Origin of the sequence: Sorangium sp. So ce1014 (genome assembly GCF_051521505.1) — a bacterium.
Lineage (GTDB): Bacteria > Myxococcota_A > Polyangia > Polyangiales > Polyangiaceae > Sorangium.
This window is the reverse complement of the sequence record NZ_CP150356.1, coordinates 6,291,419-6,314,206: the sequence shown is the minus strand read 5'-3', so window position 1 is coordinate 6,314,206 and position 22,788 is coordinate 6,291,419. Positions and strand designations below refer to the sequence as shown.

The window sequence follows — 22,788 nt, the reverse complement described above, 5'->3', positions numbered from 1 at the left end:
GCGTGCTAGCGTGGGCGCGTGGCTGAGCCGCTGATCCGGTTCTCGCGTGTGCGCAAGGCCTTCGGTCCGAAGGTCATCTACCGCGACCTGAACCTCGATGTGTATCCGGGCGAGACGCTCACCATCATGGGCGGCTCGGGCGTCGGCAAGAGCGTCATGCTCAAGCTGCTCATCCGACTGCTCGACGTGGACGATGGATCTATCCAGTTCCACGGTGAAGAGATCACGCGCGTGAGCGAGGCGCGCATCTCCGGGGTGCGCCAGCGCATCGCGATGCTGTTCCAGGGGGGCGCCCTGTTCGACTCGATCTCGGTCGGCGGGAACGTCGCTTACGGTCTGCACGAGCACTTCCGCAAGGAGATGACCGAGGCGCAGATCGCCGACCGGGTGAACTGGGCGCTGTCGCTCGTCGGCCTGCCCGGTATCGAGCAGATGCGCCCGGGGGACCTGTCCGGCGGCATGAAGAAGCGCGTCGGCCTCGCGCGCGCCATCGCGGTGCAGCCCGAGGTGCTGCTCTACGACGAGCCGACGACGGGCCTCGATCCGATCAACACCGAGCGCATCAACCACCTCATCAAGGGGCTCAAGCAGGCCCTCAACGTCACGAGCATCGTGGTGACGCACGACATGAAGAGCGCGTTCTCGATCTCGGATCGGATGGCGATGATCTACCGCGGGGAGGTCATCGCGACCGGCACGCCGGACGAGTTCCGGGCGTCCAGAGATCCGCATGTCGCCGATTTCATCACCGGGACCGCCCCGGTGAATGAGGACGTCCAGACGCTTCTCGGCACGTGACGATCCCTCCAAGATCGCGCAAGATGCCCGTCTGCATGGGCAGAGCGCGTGATCTGAAGGTCGGACTCTTTGTGCTGGCGGGCCTTGTGATGTCCGCCGTCGTCATTTTCCTGATAGGCGACGAGCGGCGGCTCTTCGACGCCTCCGTCGAGTTCACGACGAACTTCGGCGATGTGCAGGGTCTGAAGCCGGGCGCGCCCATCCGCATGGGCGGCATCGACATCGGTCACGTCGCCGAGGTCGCCTACGGCCCGGACCCGAAGGACACAAAGATCTATGTGAAGCTCGAGGTCGTCGAGAGCGAGTCGAGCCGGATCAAGACCGACAGCGTGGCCCAGATCGCGAACAAGGGCCTGCTCGGCGACAAGATGCTGGAGCTCACGAAGGGGCAGAGCCCCGATTCGGTGCCGCCGGGGGGCCACATCCCGGGCGAGGTCCCGACCGACGTGATGGGGAAGGTGACCGGGATGGCCGAGAAGGCCGAGGCGACGCTCGACAACATCCAGAAGGTCTCGGAGAGCATCGCCGACGAGCGGCTGCACAAGGACCTCCGCGAGACGGTCGCCTCGGCGAACACGCTGATGAAGCAGGTGACCGAGGGGGAGGGGTATCCCCACCGCCTCCTGACCGATCCCGAGGAGGCCGAGCGCATCTCGCGCACCCTGCAGAGCCTCGACCGCGTCGGCACGGAGCTCGCGAGCACGCTGCGCGAGGTGAGGGGGGTCGTCTCGCGCGTCAAGGAGGGGCCGGGGTTCGCGCACGACGTCATCTACGGCGACGGCCCGCAGAAGCAGGTCCAGCAGTTCGGGAACGCCGCGGACGAGGTCGCCATGACGCTGCGGGGGATCCGCGAGAGCGACAGCCTCGCGCACGACGCGCTCTACGGCGGCAAGGGCGACGGCGCCGAGGCGCTCGCCAACGTCACGGCGATGACCGGCGACCTTCGGGCGATCGTGCACGACATGAGGGCGGGCAAGGGGACCCTCGGCGCGCTCCTCGTGGATCCGTCGATCTACGAGGACATGAAGAGCCTCCTCGGCAATGTGCAGCGCAACGACGTGCTCCGCGCGCTCGTGCGCTACTCGATCAAGCAGGACGAGCAGAAGCCTGCAGTCCAGGTCGGCGGCGCCACGCCGGCACCCTCTCCCTAGGGCCGCGCGTCAGGCGTCCGGCCGTGCGTGGCCGGGCTGCTGCGCCGCTTCGCGGCGGCTCGTTCGCCGGCTCTTCCGGGAGGCGTCGAGCGCCGCGCCTGTCGCGTGGCGCGCGACGCTCGGGGCGCACGGCGGCGGAGCCCGCGCGGCGCGAGGCACATCCGGGCCGCCTGCGCAACCGCCAGGGGGGTAGCGCCTTGCGTTGTTCCGGGCCCCCCTTTATTCCTCATTGTCCCCATGCCCACGAAGCTCGCTGACCGTCTGTCGGCCGTCGCGCCCAGTGCAACGCTCGCCATGGCGGCGAGGGCCGCGCGGCTCCGCGCCGAGGGACACGAGGTCTACTCCTTCGGCGTGGGCGAGCCGGACTTCGACACGCCCGAGCCGATTCGCAGCGCGGCGAAGGCCGCGCTCGACGCCGGCGCCACCCATTACACGGCCGTGTCCGGTACAGCCGAGCTGAAGTCGGCGATCTGCGCCGCGACCGAGCAGCACCGCGGATGGCGGCCGCTGCCGAGCCAGATCACCGTGAGCTGCGGCGCGAAGCATGCGCTGTTCAACCTCGCCGCCGCGCTCTTCGATCCGGGGGACGAGGTCGTCATCCCGGCGCCTTACTGGGTGAGCTATCCCGAGCAGGTGCGCCTGTTCGGCGCCACGCCGGTCATCGTCGAGACCACCGAGGCGACGGGCTTCCGCCTCACGGCGGACGCGCTCCAGGCCGCGCTGTCGCCGCGGGTGAAGGCGCTCGTCCTGTGCACGCCCTCGAACCCGACCGGCTCGGCGTACGCGGAGGAGCACCTGCTCCCGTTGGCCTCCGTGCTGCGGCGCCACGACTGCTGGATCATCATCGACGAGATCTACGCCGACCTCACGTACGACGGCTTCCAGCACGTGTCGCTCCCCGCGCTCGCGGAGGACCTCGCCCCGCGCGTGATCGTCGTCGACGGGGTCAGCAAGACCTTCGCCATGACCGGCTGGCGCGTCGGCTGGAGCATCGCGCCGACCGAGGTCGCGAGGGCGCTCGACGTGGTCCAGGGCCAGAGCACCACGAACGCAGCCGCCGTGTCCCAGGCCGCCGCCGTCGCCGCCCTGAACGGCCCGCGCGACGCTGTGTTCGCGATGCGCGCGGCCTTCGCCCGGCGGCGCTCGCTCATGGTCGAGGGCCTCAACGCGGTCCCAGGGGTGCGCTGCCGGATGCCGGAGGGGGCCTTCTACGCGTTCGCCGACGTACGGGGGCTCTGCGGGCGCTCTTTCCAGGGGAAGACGCTCGCGAGCGACGAGGACGTGGCGACGTGGATGCTGGAGCAAGCGCACGTGGCCGCGGTCGCCGGCACCCCCTTCGGTGCGCCCGGCTATCTTCGGTTCTCCTACGCCTGCGACGAGGACCACATCGACGCGGGCCTCGCCGCGCTCCGTCGCGCCGTCGCGGCGCTCGATTGACGGATCGCGGACCCCTGGGCCGACCCCCGGGGCGCGGCTTCGAAGCTGTGGCGCCGGCCTCGCCCGATCGAGGGCGCGACCGAGCAGGGGCGCGGTCGAGGGGGTGGGATCATTTGAACATGAAGGCGGGAAGGCGGGAAGAAAATCATGAATGATCTCCATGTCTTCTCGCCTTCCCGCCTTCATGTGAAACCTCTCTGGGCAAATGCCCCGCCACCCGGCCGAGCCTCTCGCCGGAGCCGTAAGGGGCGGCCCGCTGGCGCCCGGTTCGCCGAGCACCGCGAGGAAGTTCGCTGTCGGCAGCGAGTTCTTCTTGTCGAACGCCGATGTCTGGGTTAAAAGCGCCACGTCTTTCCGAAACGGCCGGGTGACAACCGGCTGGCATCGGGCGCATAACTCAGCGGTAGAGTGCGTCCTTCACACGGACGAAGTCGCAGGTTCAAGTCCTGCTGCGCCCACCCCGATTCGCCCCCCGCGCGAGCTGGTCCAACGCATCGAGTCGCCCGCGCGACGGTGCCGCCAGCGGCAGGCGCTGGGCAGCTGGGCCGATGCGTCGTGTCGAGCGTGGTGCGGCACGCGCCATGGGCCTCCCGTTCGCGCCGGGGGACGTGCCGTCGCGACCCGTCGCGCGTTGCCAGGCGACGCCCCTGGCTGTCGTCGCGACCTCGGCGACGACAAGGCCCGCAGGCCGACGCCCGTGTGCCCGAGGCGAGGCGCAGACGTCAGGGCGCAGGGGTCGCCGCGGGCGGGGTTGCTGCCGCCTTGTCGTTCTTGCGCCTCTCGATGACGCCGGCCGTGGCGCGCAGCTCCTTGGCGATGGCGCCGCACTTGATGCAGCGGCGCGCCCGCTGGCCCGCGCAGCGCTGCGGGGTGAGCAGCTGCTTGATGTAATGGAGCGAGCGGACATCGCCCTCCTCGCGCATCCTGGCGATCAGCGCCTTGGTGGGGCACCCCGTGAGCCGGCGCAGGTCGTCCGCGACGAGCAGCGCCGGCGACGCGAGCTGACGCACGCTGCTGTCGAGCAGCAGCGTGCTCGCGTGGTCCCTGGGCCAATCGCCGAACTTCGGCGCGGTCACCACCTCGTAGAGCAGGTCGGGCCCGCGGCCTCCCATGTGCTTGGCCATCAGATCGAGCGCCGTGAGGGCGACGTCCGGGGTGCCGTTCGCGGCCCTCAGGATGACCTGCTTGAGCTCGTCGTTCCCGGTCTCCTCGGGGGCGATCTCGAACAGCCGCGTCGCCGTGAGCAGCGCGGCCGCCACCGTCGACTTCTCGCGCCCTTGCGCGAGCGCGAGCGCCCGGAGGACCGCGGGGTCTTCCGGATACCGCTGCGCGAGCGCGCCGAGCGCAGCGACCCCCGTGGCCTGGGCGCGCTCGAGCTCCGCGGGCTGCGCGCGGGCGGGCTCCGCCTTCGCGGGGGCCTCGGGCTCCGCAGGATCGAGCGCGGCCGCCGGCTCGGGCGCCGGTACGCTGGCGCGGCCGCTGCCGCTGGGGGCGGCGGTCGGCACGGGTCTCCGCGCACCGCTGAGCTCCCCTTCGAGCACCGTCACGGCCGTCGGGTTGCGGAGCGCGACCGCGCCGCAGACGAGGCCGGTGGCGGCCAGCAGGCCCAGCGCGGCCAGGGGGGCGGCCGCCTTCGGGCGACCCAGCCCCGGCCCCGGTTCATCGACGTGACTGCCCGAGCCGCTCATTGCCGCCGCCTCTCCCGCGGGTGACCCACGGCCTCGTCCTCAACCGTAGGGATCGTCGTTCTTCGGCGGCTTCGGCGCGGCCGGCCTCGGCCTGGGCGCCGGCCTGGGCGCCGGCGTGGCCGCCGGCTTGGGGGCGGCGGGCTCTGGGGTCGCCGTGGGCGCTGCCGGCTCTGGGGTCGCCGTGGGCGCTGCCGGCTCGGCGGTCGCCGTGGGCGCCGCCGTCGCCTTGGTGGGGGCCTCGACGGTGGGCGTGGGTGTAGGCGCCGCAGTCACCTCGGGGGTCGCTGCGGGCGCAGCCGGCGCCGTGGGCGCGCTCGTGTCTGTTGCTGCGGGCACGAGCTCGGTCGGCCGTGGCTTCTCCTCCGGAACCTCGGGCTTCGCCGCGGGCTGCTCCGGCGCGGGCGCGGCCGGCGCGGGTGCGGTCGGCTTGGGGTCGCTCTGGCCGAACACGAGCCAAAGCGCGCCGCAGAGCGCCGCCGCGACAAGCAGGATCGTGAGCAGCCGTCCGGTTCCGCTGCTCTCCTCTTCCTGCGCGAGCGGGGCCTTGCCCGTGGCTGCGGCCTTGGCGGCGACCGCCTTGTCGTCCTTCGGCTTGGCGGCCACAGGCTTTGCCCTGGCCGGCTCGTCGGCCGCCTTCTCTTCCTGGCGCGCGGGCTTGCCGTGCAGCTCCTCGGCCGGCGTCCTGTCCGCCTCCTCCGCCGGCCTCTTCGCCGCGGAGACCTTGGCTGCTCTCGCCTCGGCCGCGGGTAGATCGTCCCGCGTTTCCCTCTCGTTCGCCAGCTGCGCGACCGCCGCGACCGGAACGGCCGCTGGCTCGGCCAGCGGCTTCGCCCGCTCCTGCTTCGGCACCGGCGCGGGCTCGGCCTTCTTCGGCGGGGTGGCGATGAGCGGCTCCTTGGACGCGCCGATCTCATCCAGCGAGCCGCCGGCCTCGGCGAGCGCCTGCTTCAGCAGCTCGGCCGCCTGCTTCATCATCGTCCGCTCGTCGGGCGGCGGCATCTCCTTCTCGGGGTTCGTCTGCGGGAAAAAGCCGCCGGCCTCCACGGGGTCGGCCTTCTTCATCGCGTCGCCCTTGCCCGCGTCGCCCTTCGAGGTCGCCCCGATCGAGCCGAGCCCCAGCATCGTCGACGCCCGCTTCACCTGCGCGGCCTTCGCGGCCGCAGTCTCGGCCTGCGGCGCGGGCGCCGTCGCCGTCGCCGTCGCCGCCGCGGGCTCCGGCGCCTCGTCGCCCAGGTCGGTGATGCCGGCCTCGAACGCCGATCCGGCGCCCTGCTGCGCGTCGACCAGGCGGGTGATGACGGCCTTGGACTTCTCGTCGATCTTGATGAACTTCACGCCCATGCCGGACGGGTGCGCGTCGCTCCCCTGCGCAGGCTCCCGCTTCCATACGACGCGACCGACGCCGGCGATGACGGCCTGCTCGTCCAGCAGACGGATCTCGAACTTGAGCAGCGTGCCGGCGGGGAAGGGCGACGGCGTCTTGATGAAGATGCCGCCCCGGCTCACGTCATGCGAGTGGTGCTCGATGAACTCGTCGACCGTGGCGCTCTTGTAGCGCACGGTCATCTGCAGCACCCTCGCTCGCGGATCTTTGCGTGTGTCCTGGGCCATCAGGGTAGAACTCCCGTCTACTTCGCGACTCGCTCCTGCGGATCTCGTCCGCATGTTACCCAAGGTTCGCCGCGAAGCCCAAAGGCTAACACGTGACGGTCGCTTTACCGAACGCGGCCATGGGCCACCGGGCGAGCACGCTGTTCGTGCGCGCGTGCTCGCGCCCGTGCCCCTGCGTTGCAGGGCTTGGTGAACCGAGCCTGTGCGCGCGCCTCTCGTGATATGTTCGCGCCGACTGGAGAATGCGCCGGGATGGCAGTCCGGGACCACTTTCGCGCTCATGCGCGGCGACGCGTCGATCTTGGGGCGACGCTGCGCGATAGGCAGTCGTTCGAGGAGCACGGCGTTCGCATCCGCGATCTGGGGCTGGGCGGCGCCGGCATCGAGCTGTCCGAGGCTCAGCTCGCGTCCGAGCTCCTGGATCCCGAGGCCTCGGTGACGCTCGAGGTCACCACCCCGAACCTCTGGGACCCGCTGAGCCTCCGCGGCCGGATCGCCTGGATCCGCCGCGGGCCGGCGGGGAGACCGGCCCGCGGGGGCGTTCGCTTCGAGCATCACGACGCCGGGGCGCTCTACGCGCTCTACCAGCTACTCGGCACCGAACGCTTCGACCTCTAGCGCCGGGGGGGGAACGGGGGAGGCTTGGCGTCGTGGCGGAGCGCGCCTGCGTGGCGAGAAGGTCGCTGCGGGGGCGGGAATGGCGCGGGGGGCTAGAGGGCGAAGACCGGGCCGATGGTGGGCGCTAGGACGAGGCCGAGCGTCGGCCACATCAGCATGACCTTCACCTCGGCGGACACACCGAAGTGCGGGGTGATGCCATAGACCACGCCGGCACCGGCCGCCGAGAAGTTCCGACCGGTGATCTGGTAGGCGTCGAGGTCCTCGACGAAACGGGTGTCCGACGGACACCTGTTGCTGCCGCTCCCCTCCTGCAGCGAGCCGTCCTCCCTCCGACGATCGCACACATCCACTGGCACCGAGGCGTTCACCTGGGCCAGACCAATGGGCGACAGGAACCCATACGGGCGGAATCCACCCTTCTCGACAATCCGATCTCCCAGGAGGAAGTACGTGGCGCGGAGCTCCCCGTGGAGCGGCAGGAAGCTGAGCGCCTGGAGATGCGGGTTCTGCGCCCCTCCCCACGACGTCGGCTCTTCCGCGGAGGTCGGCGAGCCGCCGAAGGCAAATCCAACCCGCACACCCACGAGCAGCGGCAGGCTCGCGAAGAGCTGCCGGTCGTAGGACAACATCACACGTCCGCCAGCGAGGCTCAGGCCACCCTTGACCCCGTTCGTTCCGGGGAGATCCGCCGGCTCGCCGTAGAACTGCTTGCCGTCGCTGCCCGGATAGAAGCAGGCGTAGGCGGCGTCGCTGCCCGAGCAGACGTAATCCGTGCCGCGCACGAGGAGCAGGTCGAGCCCACCCCAGAGGCCGATCACGTTGCGGTTGCCCTTGCCCTTGCCGCTGGCGGCTTCACCGCCCCCGCCTTCGGTCCCCTGCTCGCAGGTCCCGTTCAGGCAGACGAGCCCGGACTGGCACTCCACGGTCTCCTCGCAGGCCGAACCCCAGTCCTTGTCCCCACGCTCACCGCCGGCCTCGGGGCAACCGGGCAGGCCAGGGGGGCAATCCTCTTTCGCGGCGCACCGCTGTGGCGGCTCCTGGCCGGGGAGAGACGGCTCCTGATCGATCTCGTTCTTGATCGGCACCCGGTGCGGCGCCTGCATCGAACCGGCGGTGCCCACCGGGTCGCCCGCCTCGTCCCGCAGGATCACGAAATACCGGAGCTCGCCGGTCGTCGTGGCATCCTCGCAGGGGATCTCCGCCCCGAAGCCGCTCGCCATGCTCGTCATCTCGAGCGACTTCCACTTGGGCGAGCCGAACGGCTTGTACCGCACCGTCGCCTTGGACGCGTCGATCTCCTCCGGGATCTCGACATAGACGGGCACCGGCGTGTTCACCGCCTGCTCCGCCACCGGCGTGTGCGGAACATCCCCCGCGGCGGCCTTCGCGGGCCTGCCGCCCTCGCGCTGCGCCTCTTTCTGGGCGTCCTTGAACGCCTGGGCCAGCTCGGTCGTCGTCAGCGCGTCGATGAGCGCCGCCTTCGGGTCGGCCCGGAGCGCCAGCACGAACTCCGCCTTGGCCTGATCCAGCTTGTCGCCGCCGCCGTACACCGTGCCGAGCGCGATGTGCAGCTTGCCGATCACCGGCTTCGAGCACGCGCTCTTCGCGCACTTCTTCAGGGCGTCTTTGAGCTTCTTCTCCGCCTTGTCGAACTCGACAGAGAGATAGTCGTCGTCCATCGCCTGGTTGTGCAGCTTCATCGCCTCCGCGTCCCTCTCACCGGCGGCGCTGGCCGCCGCCGGCGCGCCGAGGACGAGCAGCGAAGTCAGTGCGAACGCGAGGCGAGCGCGGCGTGAGCGACAAAGAGACACGGGTTCGAACCTCCAGGAAATGCTGGGGAGAAGCTCTTGCTTTTCAGGATCCGAGCCGGGTCCCCGGCTCCAGGACGGCGCGGTCGAGATCGCGCGTACCCCGACACGCCGGGCGGCGCGCCAGCAGCTGCTTGACTACTGCGCGCCACCTTCCGTGCGGACGAACTGCACGCGCCGGTTCAGGGCGCGGTTCTGATCGGACGTGTTCGGCACGATCGGCTGCTCCATCCCGTAGCCCTTCGACGTCAGCCGGGCCTCGTCGACCCCCTTGGCCACGAGGTACTTCTTCACCGAGGCCGCGCGCCGATCCGACAGCTTCTTGTTGTACGCCGCGGCGCCCTTGTTGTCGGTATGCCCCTGGATCTCGATCCTGATCTTCGGGTTCTGCTGGAGGACCTCCACCACGGCGTCGAGGATCGGGAAGCTCTCGGGCCGGATCTTGTCCCTGTCGAACTCGAAGTGGATCTGCTGCGTGATCTTGATCTCCTTCTCGGTGACGATGACCAGGCTCGGCTTCTTCGGGCAGCCCGGCTTGTCCCCGCCGACCACGCCTGGCTCGTTCGGGCACTGGTCCTCGAGATCGACCACCGTGTCCTGGTCGTTGTCCGGCTCCGGGCAGCCGTCGGCGTCCTCGTAGCCGTCCGGGTCCTCCGGCTCGTTCATGCAGTTCTTGCCGGTGCTGTCCTTGTCGTTCAGGTCGGGGACCGTATCGAGATCGTTGTCGAGCTCGGGGCAGCCGTCCTCGTCGAGGTAGCCGTCCTTGTCCTCGGGCAGGAGCACGCAGCTGTCCTTGCCGTCCGTGATGCCGTCGCCGTCGGTGTCCGGATCGTCCGGGCAGCCGTCGTCGTCCTGGAAGCCGTTCCACGTCTCGGCGTCGCAGGGGCACTTCTTGTCCTGCGGATCGAGCAGCCCGTCGCCGTCGCAGTCGCCGGGCGTGGGCGGCGCCTCCTCGATGAACCCGCGCTCGGCGCACTTCTGCGGCGGCGAGAGATCGTAGGCGGCGTGCGTGTTCGCCTTCGCGATGTCGAGGTGCTCCTTGGCGCGGGCGAAGAAGCCCTGATCGAGCTCGACCTTGGCGAACGACAGGTGCGACTTCGCCATCGCCAGCTCGCGCGGCGCGCAGCGGAGCGCGCCGTTGCGCTCCGCCTGCTTCGCGATGGTGCTCAGCGCCTCGATGTCGCCGCGCATGACCGGCACCTGCGCGCACGAGAGCGCGGACCCCGCGATCATCACGACGGCGATGGCGCCGGCGCCGGCGCGACGAGCGCGGTGGGAAGGTCGACGCTTCATCCGAATGCTCATCGACCCGCGCCCTCGTGTGCCTGCTTCGCCAGGGTGATCGCCTTGTCCGCGTACTCCTCCGCGACGTCGGCGAAGTCGATCGCGTCGCCGTAGTCGGCGGCCGCGGCCTCCTCGCGCGCCTTCCAGAGGTGCTCTCGCGCGGTGTAGTACTCGTACGGGGCGTACTTCGCCGCGCCGAGCGCCTCCGCCGTCTCGAGCTTGCTCGAGGCCGAGTTCGCGGTGAATGCGTAGATGGCGCCGCCGCAGCCGCTCGTGAGAGCGGCCGCGAGCACCATGCCCGCGCCTGAAATCCAAATCCCGAATCGCCGCCCGTGCGTCGTCACGATCGCGTTCTTTCTGGAGCGGGCCCTTGGACCGTCCGCCCGGTCGTCGCGACGCTATCAAGGGCGCTCGGCGCGCGTCAACCGGCTCGGGAAAAGGAGAGGAGGTTAGAGCTTCCGGTAGACGCCCACGACCACGCCGAGGAGCATCGCGGGCTTGAAATCGCTCGCCCGGACCAGGATGGGCGCCATCGCCGCGTTGGCCGGCTGGAAGCGCACGTAGTCCTTCTCGGGGAAGAAATATTTCACGGTCGCCTCGTCGCCGATCAGCGCCACCACGATGTCGCCGCGCTGCGCGGTGAGCTGCCGGCGCACGAAGATGTAGTCGCCGCTGAAGATGCCCGCCTCGATCATCGAGTCGCCCGTGACGCGCAGGCCGAACACCTCGCGCCCGCCGCGCACGAGCGTCCGCTCGATCCGGACCGTATCGAGGACGTGCTCCTCGGCGAGGAGCGGCAGGCCCGCGGCGATCCGGCCGACGACCGCGATTTCGACGAGAGAGTCGTCCTGGTCGTTCGCAGGGGCGTCGTTGCCGCCGGCCACCAGCGCGCCGCGGAGCTCGGCGCCGCCGTTCGTGCCGCCGCCGTCGAGGTCGCGCGGCCGGAGGGCGCGCGACTTCATGTCCTCGCGGGTGAGGTAGCCCTTGCGCTCGAGCGCCCGGAGATGATCGTTCACCCCGTTCGTCGAGCGGATCCCCATATGCGCGCCGATCTCACGGAGCGTCGGCGGGTACCCGCGCTCGGTGATCGACTGCCGGATATAGTGAAGCACCTGCTGTTGCCGCTCGGTGAGCCCCTGCATCGGGCGGAACCTACTGAACGGTTGGGTAGATGTCAAAAAAGTGTGGAGGTCTCTCTCCACAGGGCCGAATTTGCCGCGATCTTCGGGGAGCCGGCGCGGCGCGCGGGCGCGGGTGACCCCGTGGCGGCGGCCGCGCGGTGAGCCGGGGGGCGCGTCGAGCGTGCAGGGTGAACCGAAGGGCAGGGGCCTCGGATCACGTCGGCTTCAGGTCGGCTTCGGGAGGTTGTTCCGCGAGCTCATGGCCTGGCGGGGCTCGAGCATCGCCCGGATCTCGTCTGCGTCGGTGGCGGCGGCGAACATCTCCTCCAGCGTGATCATCCGGCGCTGGTAGAGGGAGATGAGCGACTGCGCCATCGTCTGCATGCCGCTGCCGGACTGGCCCACCTGCATCTGCGAGTAGATCTGGTGGAGCTTGTCCTCCCGGATGAGGTTCCGGATCGCGGCGTTCGGGATCATGACCTCCATCGACATGACGCGCCCCGGGCCGTTCGCGCGCGGCAGGAGCAGCTGCGTCATCACGGCGACGAGCGTGAACGACAGCTGCTGGCGCACCTGCGACTGCTGGTGCGGCGGGAAGACGTCGATGATGCGGTTGATCGTCGAGATCGCCGAGTTCGTGTGGAGCGTGGCGAACACGAGGTGGCCCGTCTCGGCGATCGTCAGCGCCGACTCGACCGTCTCCAGGTCGCGCATCTCGCCGACGAGCACGACGTCCGGATCCTGACGCAGGGCGTAACGCAGGGCGTCCTTGAACGAGGCGGTGTCGGAGCCGATCTCGCGCTGGTTCACGAGCGAGAGCTTGTGCGGGTGCAGGTACTCGATCGGATCCTCGATCGTGAGGATGTGGAGGCGCTGCTCGGAGTTGATCTTGTCGATGATGCTCGCGAGCGTGGTCGTCTTGCCCGAGCCGGTCGGGCCGGTCACGAGCACGAGGCCGCGGGGCTTGGCGGTGATGTCGAGCACGACCGGCGGCAGGCCCAGCTCGTCGAAGTTCATGATCCGGAAGGGGATCTGCCGGAAGGCGGCCGCCACGGCGCCGCGCTGCATGTAGATGTTCGCGCGGAAGCGGGCGAGCCCCTTCATGCCGAACGACAGATCGAGCTCGCTGCGCTGCTCGAACGTCGCCACCTGCTCCTCGTTCAGCACCGAGTAGCAGAGCTGCTTCGTGTCGCTCGGCATCAGCGGCGGGAGCTTGAGCGGCACCACCGTGCCGTCGATGCGCAGGAGCGGCGGCGTGCCGCTCGTGATGTGCATGTCGCTCGCGCCCTTCTCCACCATCGCGCGGAGGAGCTGCTGGAGCGTGTACCTGAGGCCCTCCTGCTGTCCGACAAGCTCGGTGGTCATGCGCTAGTCCCCCATCGTCACGCGGCCGACCTCCTCGGTCGTGGTGACGCCTGCCAGCACCTTCTCGATCCCGCTCATCCGGAGCGTCAGCATCCCGCCCTTGATGGCCGCGGCCTTGAGCTCGGCCGTGGACGCGCCCTGGAGGACCATCTCCTTCAGCGAGTCGGTGAAGCGCATGACCTCGTAGAGCGCGACGCGGCCCTTGTAGCCGGAGCCGTTGCACGTCTTGCAGCCCCCGCCGCGGACGAGCTCCGCGCGCGCCACCTGCTGCTCGGTGAAGCCGAAGTCGAGGAGCACCGACGAGTCCAGGCGCAGCGGGACGCGGCAGTCGGTGCAGATCTTGCGCGCGAGGCGCTGGGCGAGCACGAGGTTCACGCTGGCGGTGATGAGGAACGGCTCGACGCCCATGTTGAGCAGGCGCGAGATCGTCGAGGGCGCGTCGTTCGTGTGCAGCGTCGAGAGCACGAGGTGGCCGGTGAGCGCCGCCTTGACGGCGATCTCGGCGGTCTCGAAGTCGCGGATCTCGCCGACCATGATGATGTCCGGGTCCTGCCGGAGGAAGGAGCGCAGCGACATCGCGAAGTTGAGCCCGATCTCGTCGTGCATCTGCACCTGGTTGATGCCGTGCAGGTTGTACTCGACCGGATCCTCGGCGGTGCTGATGTTCGAGCCGATCTGGTTCAGGTCCGAGAGCGCCGAGTAGAGCGTCGTCGTCTTGCCGGAGCCGGTCGGGCCGGTGACGAGGACCATGCCCCACGGCTGGCCGATCGCCCACTTGAAGTCCCCGAGCGGCTTCGGGTCGAAGCCGAGCTTCGCCATGTCGAGCTGCAGGTTCCCCTTGTCGAGGAGGCGGAGGACGATCTTCTCGCCCCAGATCGTCGGGAGCACGGAGACGCGGAAGTCCATCTCCCGGCCCCGGCCCATCTTCAGCTTGATGCGGCCGTCCTGCGGGAGCCTCCGCTCGGCGATGTCGAGCGAGCTCATGATCTTGAGGCGGCTCGCGATCGCGTTCTTCAACTTGATCGGCGGCTGCATCTCCTCCATCAGCACGCCGTCGATGCGGTAGCGGACGCGGAGCTTCTTCTCGTACGGCTCGACGTGGATGTCGCTCGCGCCCTTCTTGATGGCGTTCAGGAGGATCGCGTTGACGAGCCGGACCACGGGCGCGCCCTCGGCCGCCTTCTCCAGCTCGAGGACGTTCAGGTCGTCGGCCTCGACCTGGAAGCCGACCTCCTCCTCCCCGAACTCGCTCAGCACCTCGTCGTAGGAGGGCCCGACGTTGTAGGAGCGCTCGATCGCCTCCGTGATGCCCGTCTCGGACGCGACGACGGGCTCGACGTTGAAGCCCGTGAGGAACTTGATGTCGTCGATGGCGTGGAGGTTCGTCGGATCGGCCATCGCCACGACGAGCGCCGTCCCCGACCGGGAGATCGGGATGATCTTGTGCTTCTCGCAGACGTCCCGCGAGACGAGGCGCGAGACCTCCGCGTCGATCTCGTACTCGTCGAGGGCGACGGCCGGGACGCGGTACTGCGTCGAGAGGAAGCTCGTGATCTCGCCGTCGGAGATGTACCCGAGCTTGGCGAGGGCGTAGCCGAGGTTCTGACCTGTCTTGCGCTGCTCCTCCTGGGCTTGCCTGAGCTGCTGGAGGCTGATGAGCTTTTCGCGGACGAGCAGTTCGCCGAGGCGGTTGGTGGTCGACATCGAGGCCGCAAATCCTGCGGGTGGCGAGGGAGGGAGTCAACGCTGGCGGTTGGGGCCGGCGCGCATCAAGGGTAGGATGGGGGCTGGTGGTGAGGATGGCGCTGCGTGAGTCTCTTTGAGTGGTTCGGGCTCAAGCGGGGGGACAGCCGGCGCCGGGCGGCAGAGGCCAGGGAGCTCGCCGGCGATCTCGCGGGGGCGGTCGAGCTGTATCTCGAGGCCGGGATGCCGGACGACGCCGCCCGGGTCCTGCTCCTCCGCGCCGACGCCGAGCGGAGCGTCGAGAAGCGGATCGCCTTCTGCGCGTCGGCGTTCCGCACGGCGGAGAGCCCCGAGCTGAAGCGCGCGGCGCTCGGGCGCAAGGCGATGCTCGCGTTCGATCTGGTGCGCGCGCGGGAGGCGAGCGCGATGCGGAGCGAGGTGCTGGCGGTCGCGCGCGAGCTCGAGGCGGCGGGTGAGCTCGAGCGAGCGGCGGACGCGTACGCCCTGGTCGGCGACGCCGAGTCGGAGACGCGCGTGCTGGCCGCGGCGGGCGCGATCGACCGGCTCGAGGAGCGGCTCCGCGTCTCGATGACGACCGAGAGGGACCAGCGCGAGCTCGCGGCGGCGCTGACGAGGATCGCGGATCTCGACCGGATGGCCGAGCGCCGCGAGGCGATCGCGGTGGCCGAGGCGTGGGTCGGCGGGGGCCGCGGCGGTGAGCAGGTGGCCGACGCGCTGCGCGCGATCCGGGCGCGGCTCCTCGCGGGGCCGCTCCTCTCGATCGAGCTCGGCGGCGCCCTCGTGCGGTGCGCCCTCGGTGACGAGGTCACGATCGGCCGCGGCGAGGCGACCCTCGTCATCGCGTCCCGCGCCGTCAGCAGGACGCACGTGCGGATCCGGCGCGGCCCGTCCGGCATCGAGGTCGAAGATCTGGGGACGCGCAACGGCACGACGCTGGCCGGCGCGCGGCTCACGACGCCGCTGCCCGTCGGCCGCGGCGTGCAGATCCTGCTCGGCGGGGAGGTGCCGTGCGCGATCGCGCCCGGGATCGGGCAGGGCTGCGTGGTGGAGATCGCGGGCGAGCGCTTCACGGCGCCGCTCGGCGATCTGCCGGTCGGGCCGTGGCGGCTCCGCCTCGATCGGGCGGGCGCTTCGGCGTTCGTCGCGCTGAAGACGCCGCCGGGGGCGCCGCCGCCGTTCCTCGGCGACTACCAGCTCGCGCCGTCCGTCGAGCTCTGCGCGGGCGACGCGATCGCCGCGTCGCGCGGCGGGACGCCGGTCTTCCGGCTGCCCGCGGCGGGCCAGGCCGCGTCGATGCGGCGCGACGGCGGCGCGGAGGGCGGGCCGGCATGAGCCTGTGGCGGCGGCTCAAGGAGCGGCTCGGCGGCGGCGGCGCGGCGGAGGGCGGCGCGCCGCCGCCCGGCGGCGCTGCGCCGGACGCGCCGGACGCCGAGCGCGGCGCGCACCCGGCGCGGCCGGCGGCGGACACGCGGGGGCGCGCGACGCGCGAGGACGGCGGCGACGACATCGCGCGCCTGCGGAGCTCCGGCAGGCGGGACGCGCCCTCGACGGACGAGGTGATCGCGATCCTGCGGCGCGCGCGCGGGACGCTGCGGGAGGCCGAGGCCGTGGCGCACCTCGTGGCGGCGATGGCAGAGCGGGTGCTGCCGGATCCGATCCGGGTGGCGTGCGCCGACCTGCTCGCGGCCCGGGGCGACGAGCTGGGCGCGCTCTCCGTGCTCGAGGGCGCCGCGTCGCGCGAGCGCGGCGGCGCGTCGCGCGCGCAGCCGGTGTCCTCGACCGAGGGGCTCGTCCTCGCGGCCGACCTCTACGCGTCTCTGGGGCAGCTCCCGCGGGCGGTCGGCGCGATCGAGCGGGTGCTCGCCCGGGAGATCGACGCGCCCGGCGCGCGCGAGCGCCACCACCGCTGGCGGTCGGCGCTCGGCGCGGAGCGGCCCGCGGCGGCCCGCGTGGAGGACGTGACCGTCGTCGCGCCCTCGGCGGGCAAGACCCCGTTCCGCCTGCTCCGCGAGGTGGCGCGCGGCGGCGCCGGCGCCGTCTACGAGGCCGAGGACGAGGTGCTCGGCCGGCGCGTCGGGTTCAAGGTCTACCACGGGCGCGGCGGCGACCGGTCGCACCTGACCCGCGAGGTGCGGCTCGTCGCGGCGCTCGCGGGCCCCGGCGTGGTGCGGGTGTTCGACGCGGACCCCGACGAGGGGTGGATCGCGCTCGAGTGGATCCCGCGCGGCTCGGTCCGGGACGTGCTTCGCGCCGGCGACGCGGCGGCGCTCGCGCCCGTCGCGCGGTGGGCGCGCGCGCTCGCCCGCGCGCTCGCCCGCATCCATGAGCGCGGCTACGTCCACGCCGACGTCAAGCCGGCCAACGTGCTCCTGCGCACCCTCGCCGAGCCCGTGCTCAGCGACTTCGGGCTGGCCCGGCCCCGCGGCGCGCCGTCGGCCGGCGGCAGCCCGGGGTACGTCTCGCCGGAGCGGCTCGCCGGGCGGCCGAGCGACCCGCGCGATGATATCTATGGCTACGGCCGCGTGCTCGAGGACGTCCTCGTGCGTCTCGAGCCGCTCGGGGGCGAGGGGCTGGCTCCCTGGAAGGAGGTCTCGCTGCGGTGCCTCGGCCGGGACGACGAGCGGCCGCAGGACGGCGCGGCGCTCGTCCGGGCCGTCTGCTGAGCTCCGCGACGCCTCAGCACGTGTCGAGGCAGCGCGTGTACCGATCGCGCGCGGCCGCGTCCGTTCCGTCGAACGCGCCGCAGGGCACCTCCGCGGCGCAGGCCGACGCGCAACGGACGGGGCCCTCGCACGACGCCTCGCTGGAGAGGTCGCTGCCCGGGAAGCCGCACTCCTCCATGTGGTCTTCGGCCTCGTCGCACGCGCCCCCACAGCCCGAGGCGAGGGCGACCGCGAGCGCGAATGACGCAGCGCGAGCTCCTCCGGAGCTGCCGGGTACTTCCGTCCACCAACGACCCCTGCCTTTGCTCATGCGTGCTCTCTCCCGGCGGGTTGTCTCGTACGGGGGGACCTTGCGCCGCGTCGGAGTTGCACGCCGGGTGGCAACCTTCTTCGCTTCGGGCGCGGCCCTGGGTAGATTGCTCGCCTGCATGCGCGTACGCAACGAGGAGAGGGCGCCCTGATGCGCTTGGCGGTCGTCGCCACGCCCAGCTTGCACCGCGATCAGCGGCCGGCGCCCGGCTCGCTGGACGGTGATCTCATCCGGGCCCGCCTCTCGCTGGACGACGCGGGCTTCCGGGTGATCGACGTCGATCCCGCGCGGGATCTCGCGGAGCAGCTCGACGCGCTGTTCGACGAGCTCGTCGCGACGCGGCAGACCCTTGTCGACGCGGAGGACGCCGCGCGCGACGAGGCCTCCACCCTGTTCCTCTTCTACGCCTCCTGCGCGGTGGCGCTGTCGCCGGACGGGGAGCTCTTCCTCTGCCTCGACCCCGAGAACCCCGGCGTGGGTGACGCGCTGGGCGACATCGCCGCGGTGTTCCGCGATCGCGCGCGCGGCGAGGTGCTCTTCGTCCTCGAGTGCCACCACGGCCCCGGGGCGACCTCGCGCGCCGTCGTCACCGCCGCGGAGCAGGCGGCGGCGTCCCCCGTGACGGGGGTCGAGCTCCTCGTCTCGGCGCACCCGATCGGATCGCTCGACGCCGACCTGCCGTCGGTGTTCACCCGCGCCTTCGTCGAGCACCTCGACGAGGCCGATCTGGAGAGGGGCCTCACCGCGGAGGAGATCTTCCGCCGCGTGCAGGAGAACCCCGGCCTCGCCGGCGCCATCCCTTGCTTCGCGCGGATGGACGGGCGGGGTTCGTTCGCGGTGCTCGTCCCGCGCGGCGGCGCTCCGGGCAGGCGCCTGCGGAGGGAGCCCGAGGCTGCGCTGCTCGAGAGCGCGGGCGAAGGCGGCGCCGCCACCACGCCTGCGCCCGCGCCGGACGACCCTGTCGCGCAGTACCTCGTGGCCGGCGACACGCTCGCCGCCGCGTCGGACCTCGACGGGGCGCTCACGGCGTACAAGAAGGCGCTCGCGCTCGTCGGGGTCGTGCAGCGGGATGCGCGCGCGGAGGTGCACCTGCGCATCGCCCACGCGCGGTGGCGCCAGGAGCGGCACCGCGAGGCGATCGAGGGCTTCGAGAAGGCGCTGGCGCTCGCGCCCGAGCACCGGCCCGCGCTCGAGGCGCTTGTCGAGCTCCACCTCGCCGAGCGGGACTTCGCCAGGCTGCGCACCGCGGAGGAGCGGCTGCTCACGCGCGTCGAGGGGGACGCCGATCGCTTCGCGCTCCTCGTCCGGTTCGCCGAGCACTGGGAGATCGTCGCCGGGGATCCGGAGCGGGCGCAGCAGCTCCTGGAGCGGGCGAGGGAGCTCGACCCGGACGACGCCGCGGTCCTGCGCAGCCTGGGCCGGCTCTACCAGGCGGCGGGCGACCTCGCGGCGTCGCTCGACGCGCGCCGCTGCCTCGCCGAGCTCGTTCCGGACCCGCGTCAGAGGGCGGTCGCGCTCCTGGAGCTCGCGCGCGCCGCGATACAGGGCGAGGCCCGGGCCACCTTGACCGAGGTCACGCGCGAGCAGGATGGAATCGATCTGCTCGAGCGCGCGCTCGACGCCGATCCCACGTTCCTCGATCCGCTCGCGCTGATCGCGATCCTCCTCTCGGCGCGGCAGGAGTGGGGCGAGCTCGAGCTCGCGTACCGGCGCATGCTCGACCGGGCGCAGCGCATCCCCGGCCTGCGCGTCCGGAGCGATGTCACCTGGGAGCTGTGCCGCCGCCTCGGCATGCTCTTCCGCGACCACCTCGAGGACCCCAGCTCCGCGCTGGAGGCGTTCGAGGGCGCGGTGGCCGAGCGGCCGGACGACGTCCCGGGGCGGCTCAGCGCGGCGTCGCTCGCGCGGAGCGCCGGCCGGATCGAGCGCGCGGCCGCGCACCTCCAGGCCGCGGCGGTGCTCGACCCGGGCAACGTCCAGGTGTTTCACGACCTGTTCGACACCTTCCAGAAGCTGAGGCGCGTCGACCAGGCCTGGGCCGCGGCGAGCGTGGCCGTTTACCTCGGCGCCGCCGAGGAGCGGGAGCGCTTCATCTTCGAGGAGCACCGGCCCGCGGGCCTCGTGCAGCCCGCGCGCGGGCTGGGCCCCGGGAGCTGGGATCTCCTGCGCGCGGCCGATCGCGATCGCGCGCTCGAGGAGATCCTCGCGTCGGTCGCCGACGCGGCGATCCGCGCGCGGTTCGCCCAGCGCGCACGGGAGAAGAAGGCCCCCCACGTCGATCCGGCCGCGCGCGCCGACGCGGAGCGGAACGCGGCGGGCGTGGTGCGCCTGTTCTCGTGGGCGAGCCGGTGCCTCGGGATCGCCGCGCCGGCGGTCTATCTCCGCAAGGACGCGCCGATCGTGGTCGCGGCCGTGACGGTCGAGGAGCCGAGCGTCCTGGTCGGCGGCGAGGCGCTTCGCGGGCGGACGGCCGCCGAGCTCGCGTTCCTGGTGGGCAGCCACGTCGCGTACCACGTCGGCCCGCACCGGCTGCTCCTCCATTTCCCCTCGCTCGAGGAGCTCGGTGTCTGTCTTGCTGCGGCGGTCAAGGTGGCGCGGCCGTCGGAGCCTGTTCCTGCCGAGCTCGAGGGCGCGGTGCTCGCGCTGATGCCCCTGCTCGACGAGCGGCTGACGGAGCGCGAGCGTGACGCGCTGGAGGCCGCGGTGTTCGAGCTTTACGAGATCCGCGCGCCGCTGGATCTCGCCCACTGGGCGGGCTCGGTGGAGCGGTGCGCTGCCCGGGTCGGCTACCTGCTGACCGGCGAGCTCTCGGTCGCGGCGTCGTCGCTCTCGCGCGGGGATGCGCCTGGCGTGCTGACGGCGGAGGAGAAGATCGGCGATCTCCTCTCGTTCACCGTCTCGGACGCCTATCACGCGTTGCGCGAGGAGCTCGGCGTCGCGATCGAGCCGTAGCTCCGCGGGGCAGAGGTCCTTCCCGAGCCCCGCCGCTATTCGGAGCGCGGCCGAGGCGCGTTCACTCCTTGCCCTGGAGGTAGGCGAGGTACGCATCGTGGCGCGGCGGTCGGCCGAGGAAGCGGGCGACGAGATCGCTTGCCTCGACGCCGCCTCCCTTGGCGAGCACCTCGTCGCGGAAGGCGCGTGCGACGACGGGGTTGAGCAGGCCCTCCTGCTTGAAGCGGGTGAGCACGTCGCGCGAGAGCGACAGGGCCCACTGGTAGCCGTAATAGCCGGCGTCGTACGTGATGAGGTGCCCGAAGCTCGACTGCAGGTGCGTCCCCTTCACGAAGGCGAAGGACTCGTTCGCGCGCTGCGCCTGCGCCACGACCAGGGTCGTATCGAAGCCCGGCTCGCGGGAGTGGAGCTCCAGGTCGATCGACGCGAGGGTGAGCTGCCGCTGCGTCGCGAGCGCTCGCCCGAAGCCCCGCGCGCGGGTCATCGCCTGGAAGAGATCGTCCGGGATCTTCTCGCCGGTCGCGTGGTGCTTCGCGAACAGATCGAGCACCTCGCGCGACCACGCCCACTCCTCGAACATCTGGCTCGGCGCCTCGACGAAGTCGCGGACGGTCGCGGTCCCCGAGTAGGAGGCCAGCTCGGAGCGCGTGAGGAGGTGGTGCAGCACGTGCCCGAACTCGTGGAAGAACGTCACCACGTCCTCGTGGGACATGAGCGCCGGCTGCGCCCCCGGCTTCGGGAAGTTGCACTCCAGCGCCGCGACGGGGGTCTGCCACGAACCGTCGTCGAGCAGCTTTGCCGTCCGCACGGCGAACATCGCCGCGTGCTTGTACTTGTCGGGCCTGCTGTAGAGGTCGAGGTAGAACTTCCCGATCGCCTTGCCCTCGGAGCGCACCTCGTACGCGGTCACGTCGGGGTGCCAGGCCTTGGCGGGGACCTCCTTGTACTCGACCCCGTACATCCGCGCCGTGATGTCCATGAGCCCCTGTTTCAGCGCGCCGATCTCGAGGTAGTCCGAGAGCGCCTGCGAGTTGAACTGGTACTTGGACGCGCGGACCCGATCCTCGAGGAAGTAGCGCTCGGAGGGCGGGAGCCTGTCGGTGGGCTTGCCTCCGAGCCGCACGTGCTCCTTCATCAGCTCCGCGAACTCGGCCTTGGCGGGCTCCTTCAGCGCGGTCTTGACCTGGTCGAGGAAGGCGCGCACGGCGCCGCTCGTCTTGGCCATCCGCGGCTCGATGGCGTAGTCGGCCCAGCTCTTGTAGCCGAGCATCTTCGCCTTCTCGGAGCGGAGCGCGAGGAGGCGATCGAGCAGCTTCACGTTCTTCTCGCCGCCGCGGTTGGTGAACAGAACGTAGAGATCGAGCGCGGCCTTGCGGTCCTTCGCGTAGGTGACGAACGGGAAGAAGTCGGGGTAGTCGGTGCCGATCTCGACCTTGCCGTTCGCCGTGGGCGGGTGCTTCGCCACGTACTCCTTGGGCAGCCCCTGGAGCGAGGCGGGCGCGATCTCGATCGAGGCGGTCGACGCGGACAGGTTCGCCATGAACTCCTGTCCGATGCGGGTGATTTGCTCGTTCACGTCGCGGAGGCGCTGCTGCCGGTCGGGCGGCAGCGACAGCCCGTTGCGTCGGAAGTCGCGGAGGACGTCGGAGAGGAGCCGGGCACGCTCTCCTTTCAGCGTCTCGCGCGCCTCGCCCGTCTCGGCGTATGCCTTGATGACGGCGGCGAGATCGGCGTCCAGCCACATCGCGGTCGTGAACCTGTCGACCTTCGGCTCGCAGAGCCTGGCGGCCTCTCGCACGGCCGCGTCCGGGTGCGCGACCCCCATCAGGTACGGGAAGTCGCCCGCGGTGTTCACCTCGAGCACGGCGTCGTCGAACCGCCGGAGGGTCGCGGGGTAGGTGAGCTTCTCCGGCGGCGCGTCGCGGAGCGCCCTGATCGCGTCGAGGTGCTCCTGTGCCGCGCGCAGGTGATCGTCGCAGAGCTGCTTCACCCCGCTCGCGGTGATCCCGTGCGGCACGGGGTCGAACTCGGCGCGCGCCGGGGCCTCCTCGGACGGCGGCGTCATCGCCGGACGCGAGGTCTTCCCCGGCGGGGCGGCGCCGCGGGGCCCGTCCGGCGGCGCGACCGCGCCGGTCCGGGGGCCGGCGCTGCAGGCGACGAGCAGGAGCAGGGAGAGGAGCCCGGCGCGCGCGGGCGTGTGGCCGACCTTCATGTCGGTCCGCCTATACCACGGGGTCTCGGGGGGTTCGGGCGGGAGCGCCGGCGATGCCGCGGC

17 protein-coding genes and 1 tRNA gene are annotated in these 22,788 nt (G+C 71.5%); 8 read left to right on the top strand and 10 right to left on the bottom strand.

Going from position 1 to position 22,788, the window contains the following annotated elements; all coding sequences use genetic code 11:
- The first annotated feature begins 18 nt into the window (after window positions 1-18).
- The 4 genes from WME75_RS23760 (at window position 19) to WME75_RS23745 (ending at window position 3,844) form a co-directional block, all read left to right on the top strand.
- Window positions 19-798, top strand: coding sequence for an ABC transporter ATP-binding protein (locus WME75_RS23760; RefSeq protein WP_437475599.1), 780 nt, complete (start codon window positions 19-21; stop codon window positions 796-798).
- Window positions 799-833: 35 nt separating this feature from the next.
- A complete protein-coding gene (locus tag WME75_RS23755; protein ID WP_437475597.1) occupies window positions 834-1,949 on the top strand; it encodes an MlaD family protein in 1,116 nt (371 codons plus the stop codon).
- A gap of 237 nt (window positions 1,950-2,186) precedes the next feature.
- On the top strand, window positions 2,187-3,386 hold the full coding sequence (locus WME75_RS23750) for a pyridoxal phosphate-dependent aminotransferase (RefSeq protein ID WP_437475596.1): 1,200 nt from the start codon (window positions 2,187-2,189) through the stop codon (window positions 3,384-3,386).
- A 386-nt stretch (window positions 3,387-3,772) separates the two neighbouring features.
- Window positions 3,773-3,844 (top strand) — tRNA-Val (locus WME75_RS23745).
- A 264-nt stretch (window positions 3,845-4,108) separates the two neighbouring features.
- Here WME75_RS23745 and WME75_RS23740 read toward each other — a convergent pair.
- Both WME75_RS23740 and WME75_RS23735 read right to left on the bottom strand, forming a co-directional pair.
- Window positions 4,109-5,074: a hypothetical protein gene (locus WME75_RS23740; protein WP_437475594.1), complete on the bottom strand. Its 966-nt coding sequence runs from the start codon at window positions 5,072-5,074 to the stop codon at window positions 4,109-4,111.
- Between the two features lie 39 nt (window positions 5,075-5,113).
- Window positions 5,114-6,685, bottom strand: coding sequence for a TIGR02266 family protein (locus WME75_RS23735; protein ID WP_437475593.1), 1,572 nt, complete (start codon window positions 6,683-6,685; stop codon window positions 5,114-5,116).
- Between the two features lie 252 nt (window positions 6,686-6,937).
- On the opposite strand from WME75_RS23735, the gene WME75_RS23730 reads away from it, so the two are divergent.
- Entirely contained in the window at window positions 6,938-7,303 is a 366-nt protein-coding gene (locus tag WME75_RS23730) for a PilZ domain-containing protein (protein ID WP_437475591.1), read from the top strand.
- A gap of 92 nt (window positions 7,304-7,395) precedes the next feature.
- Here WME75_RS23730 and WME75_RS23725 read toward each other — a convergent pair whose 3' ends face one another.
- From WME75_RS23725 to pilB, 6 genes are all read right to left on the bottom strand, one after another.
- The gene (locus WME75_RS23725; protein ID WP_437475589.1) at window positions 7,396-9,006 is read right to left on the bottom strand and encodes a hypothetical protein; all 1,611 of its coding nucleotides are present in this window, start codon (window positions 9,004-9,006) and stop codon (window positions 7,396-7,398) included.
- Between the two features lie 246 nt (window positions 9,007-9,252).
- The gene (locus WME75_RS23720) at window positions 9,253-10,407 is read right to left on the bottom strand and encodes an OmpA family protein (RefSeq protein ID WP_437475588.1); all 1,155 of its coding nucleotides are present in this window, start codon (window positions 10,405-10,407) and stop codon (window positions 9,253-9,255) included.
- Between the two features lie 8 nt (window positions 10,408-10,415).
- Window positions 10,416-10,694, bottom strand: coding sequence for a DUF4398 domain-containing protein (locus tag WME75_RS23715; protein WP_437302040.1), 279 nt, complete (start codon window positions 10,692-10,694; stop codon window positions 10,416-10,418).
- Window positions 10,695-10,847: 153 nt separating this feature from the next.
- Complete coding sequence (gene lexA / locus WME75_RS23710) at window positions 10,848-11,540, bottom strand: transcriptional repressor LexA (protein ID WP_437475586.1); 693 nt, start codon at window positions 11,538-11,540, stop codon at window positions 10,848-10,850.
- Window positions 11,541-11,744: 204 nt separating this feature from the next.
- Entirely contained in the window at window positions 11,745-12,884 is a 1,140-nt protein-coding gene (locus tag WME75_RS23705; RefSeq protein ID WP_437475583.1) for a type IV pilus twitching motility protein PilT, read from the bottom strand.
- Window positions 12,885-12,887: 3 nt separating this feature from the next.
- Entirely contained in the window at window positions 12,888-14,588 is a 1,701-nt protein-coding gene (pilB, locus tag WME75_RS23700; RefSeq protein WP_437475580.1) for a type IV-A pilus assembly ATPase PilB, read from the bottom strand.
- Window positions 14,589-14,693: 105 nt separating this feature from the next.
- On the opposite strand from pilB, the gene WME75_RS23695 reads away from it, so the two are divergent.
- Both WME75_RS23695 and WME75_RS23690 read left to right on the top strand, forming a co-directional pair.
- Window positions 14,694-15,920: an FHA domain-containing protein gene (locus WME75_RS23695; protein WP_437475577.1), complete on the top strand. Its 1,227-nt coding sequence runs from the start codon at window positions 14,694-14,696 to the stop codon at window positions 15,918-15,920.
- Window positions 15,917-17,251, top strand: a complete 1,335-nt coding sequence (locus tag WME75_RS23690; protein ID WP_437475574.1) for a serine/threonine-protein kinase — start codon at window positions 15,917-15,919, stop codon at window positions 17,249-17,251. The genes WME75_RS23695 and WME75_RS23690 overlap by 4 nt, the downstream gene beginning before the upstream one ends.
- A gap of 13 nt (window positions 17,252-17,264) precedes the next feature.
- Here the strand turns inward: WME75_RS23690 and WME75_RS23685 are convergent, their stop codons facing one another.
- Window positions 17,265-17,561, bottom strand: coding sequence for a hypothetical protein (locus WME75_RS23685; RefSeq protein ID WP_437475571.1), 297 nt, complete (start codon window positions 17,559-17,561; stop codon window positions 17,265-17,267).
- Window positions 17,562-17,711: 150 nt separating this feature from the next.
- On the opposite strand from WME75_RS23685, the gene WME75_RS23680 reads away from it, so the two are divergent.
- Complete coding sequence (locus tag WME75_RS23680) at window positions 17,712-20,513, top strand: tetratricopeptide repeat protein (RefSeq protein WP_437475569.1); 2,802 nt, start codon at window positions 17,712-17,714, stop codon at window positions 20,511-20,513.
- Window positions 20,514-20,574: 61 nt separating this feature from the next.
- Here WME75_RS23680 and WME75_RS23675 read toward each other — a convergent pair whose 3' ends face one another.
- Window positions 20,575-22,725 carry a M3 family metallopeptidase gene (locus WME75_RS23675; protein WP_437475566.1) on the bottom strand — a complete coding sequence of 717 codons (2,151 nt, stop codon included), beginning with the start codon at window positions 22,723-22,725 and terminating at the stop codon, window positions 20,575-20,577.
- Window positions 22,726-22,788 lie beyond the last annotated feature (63 nt).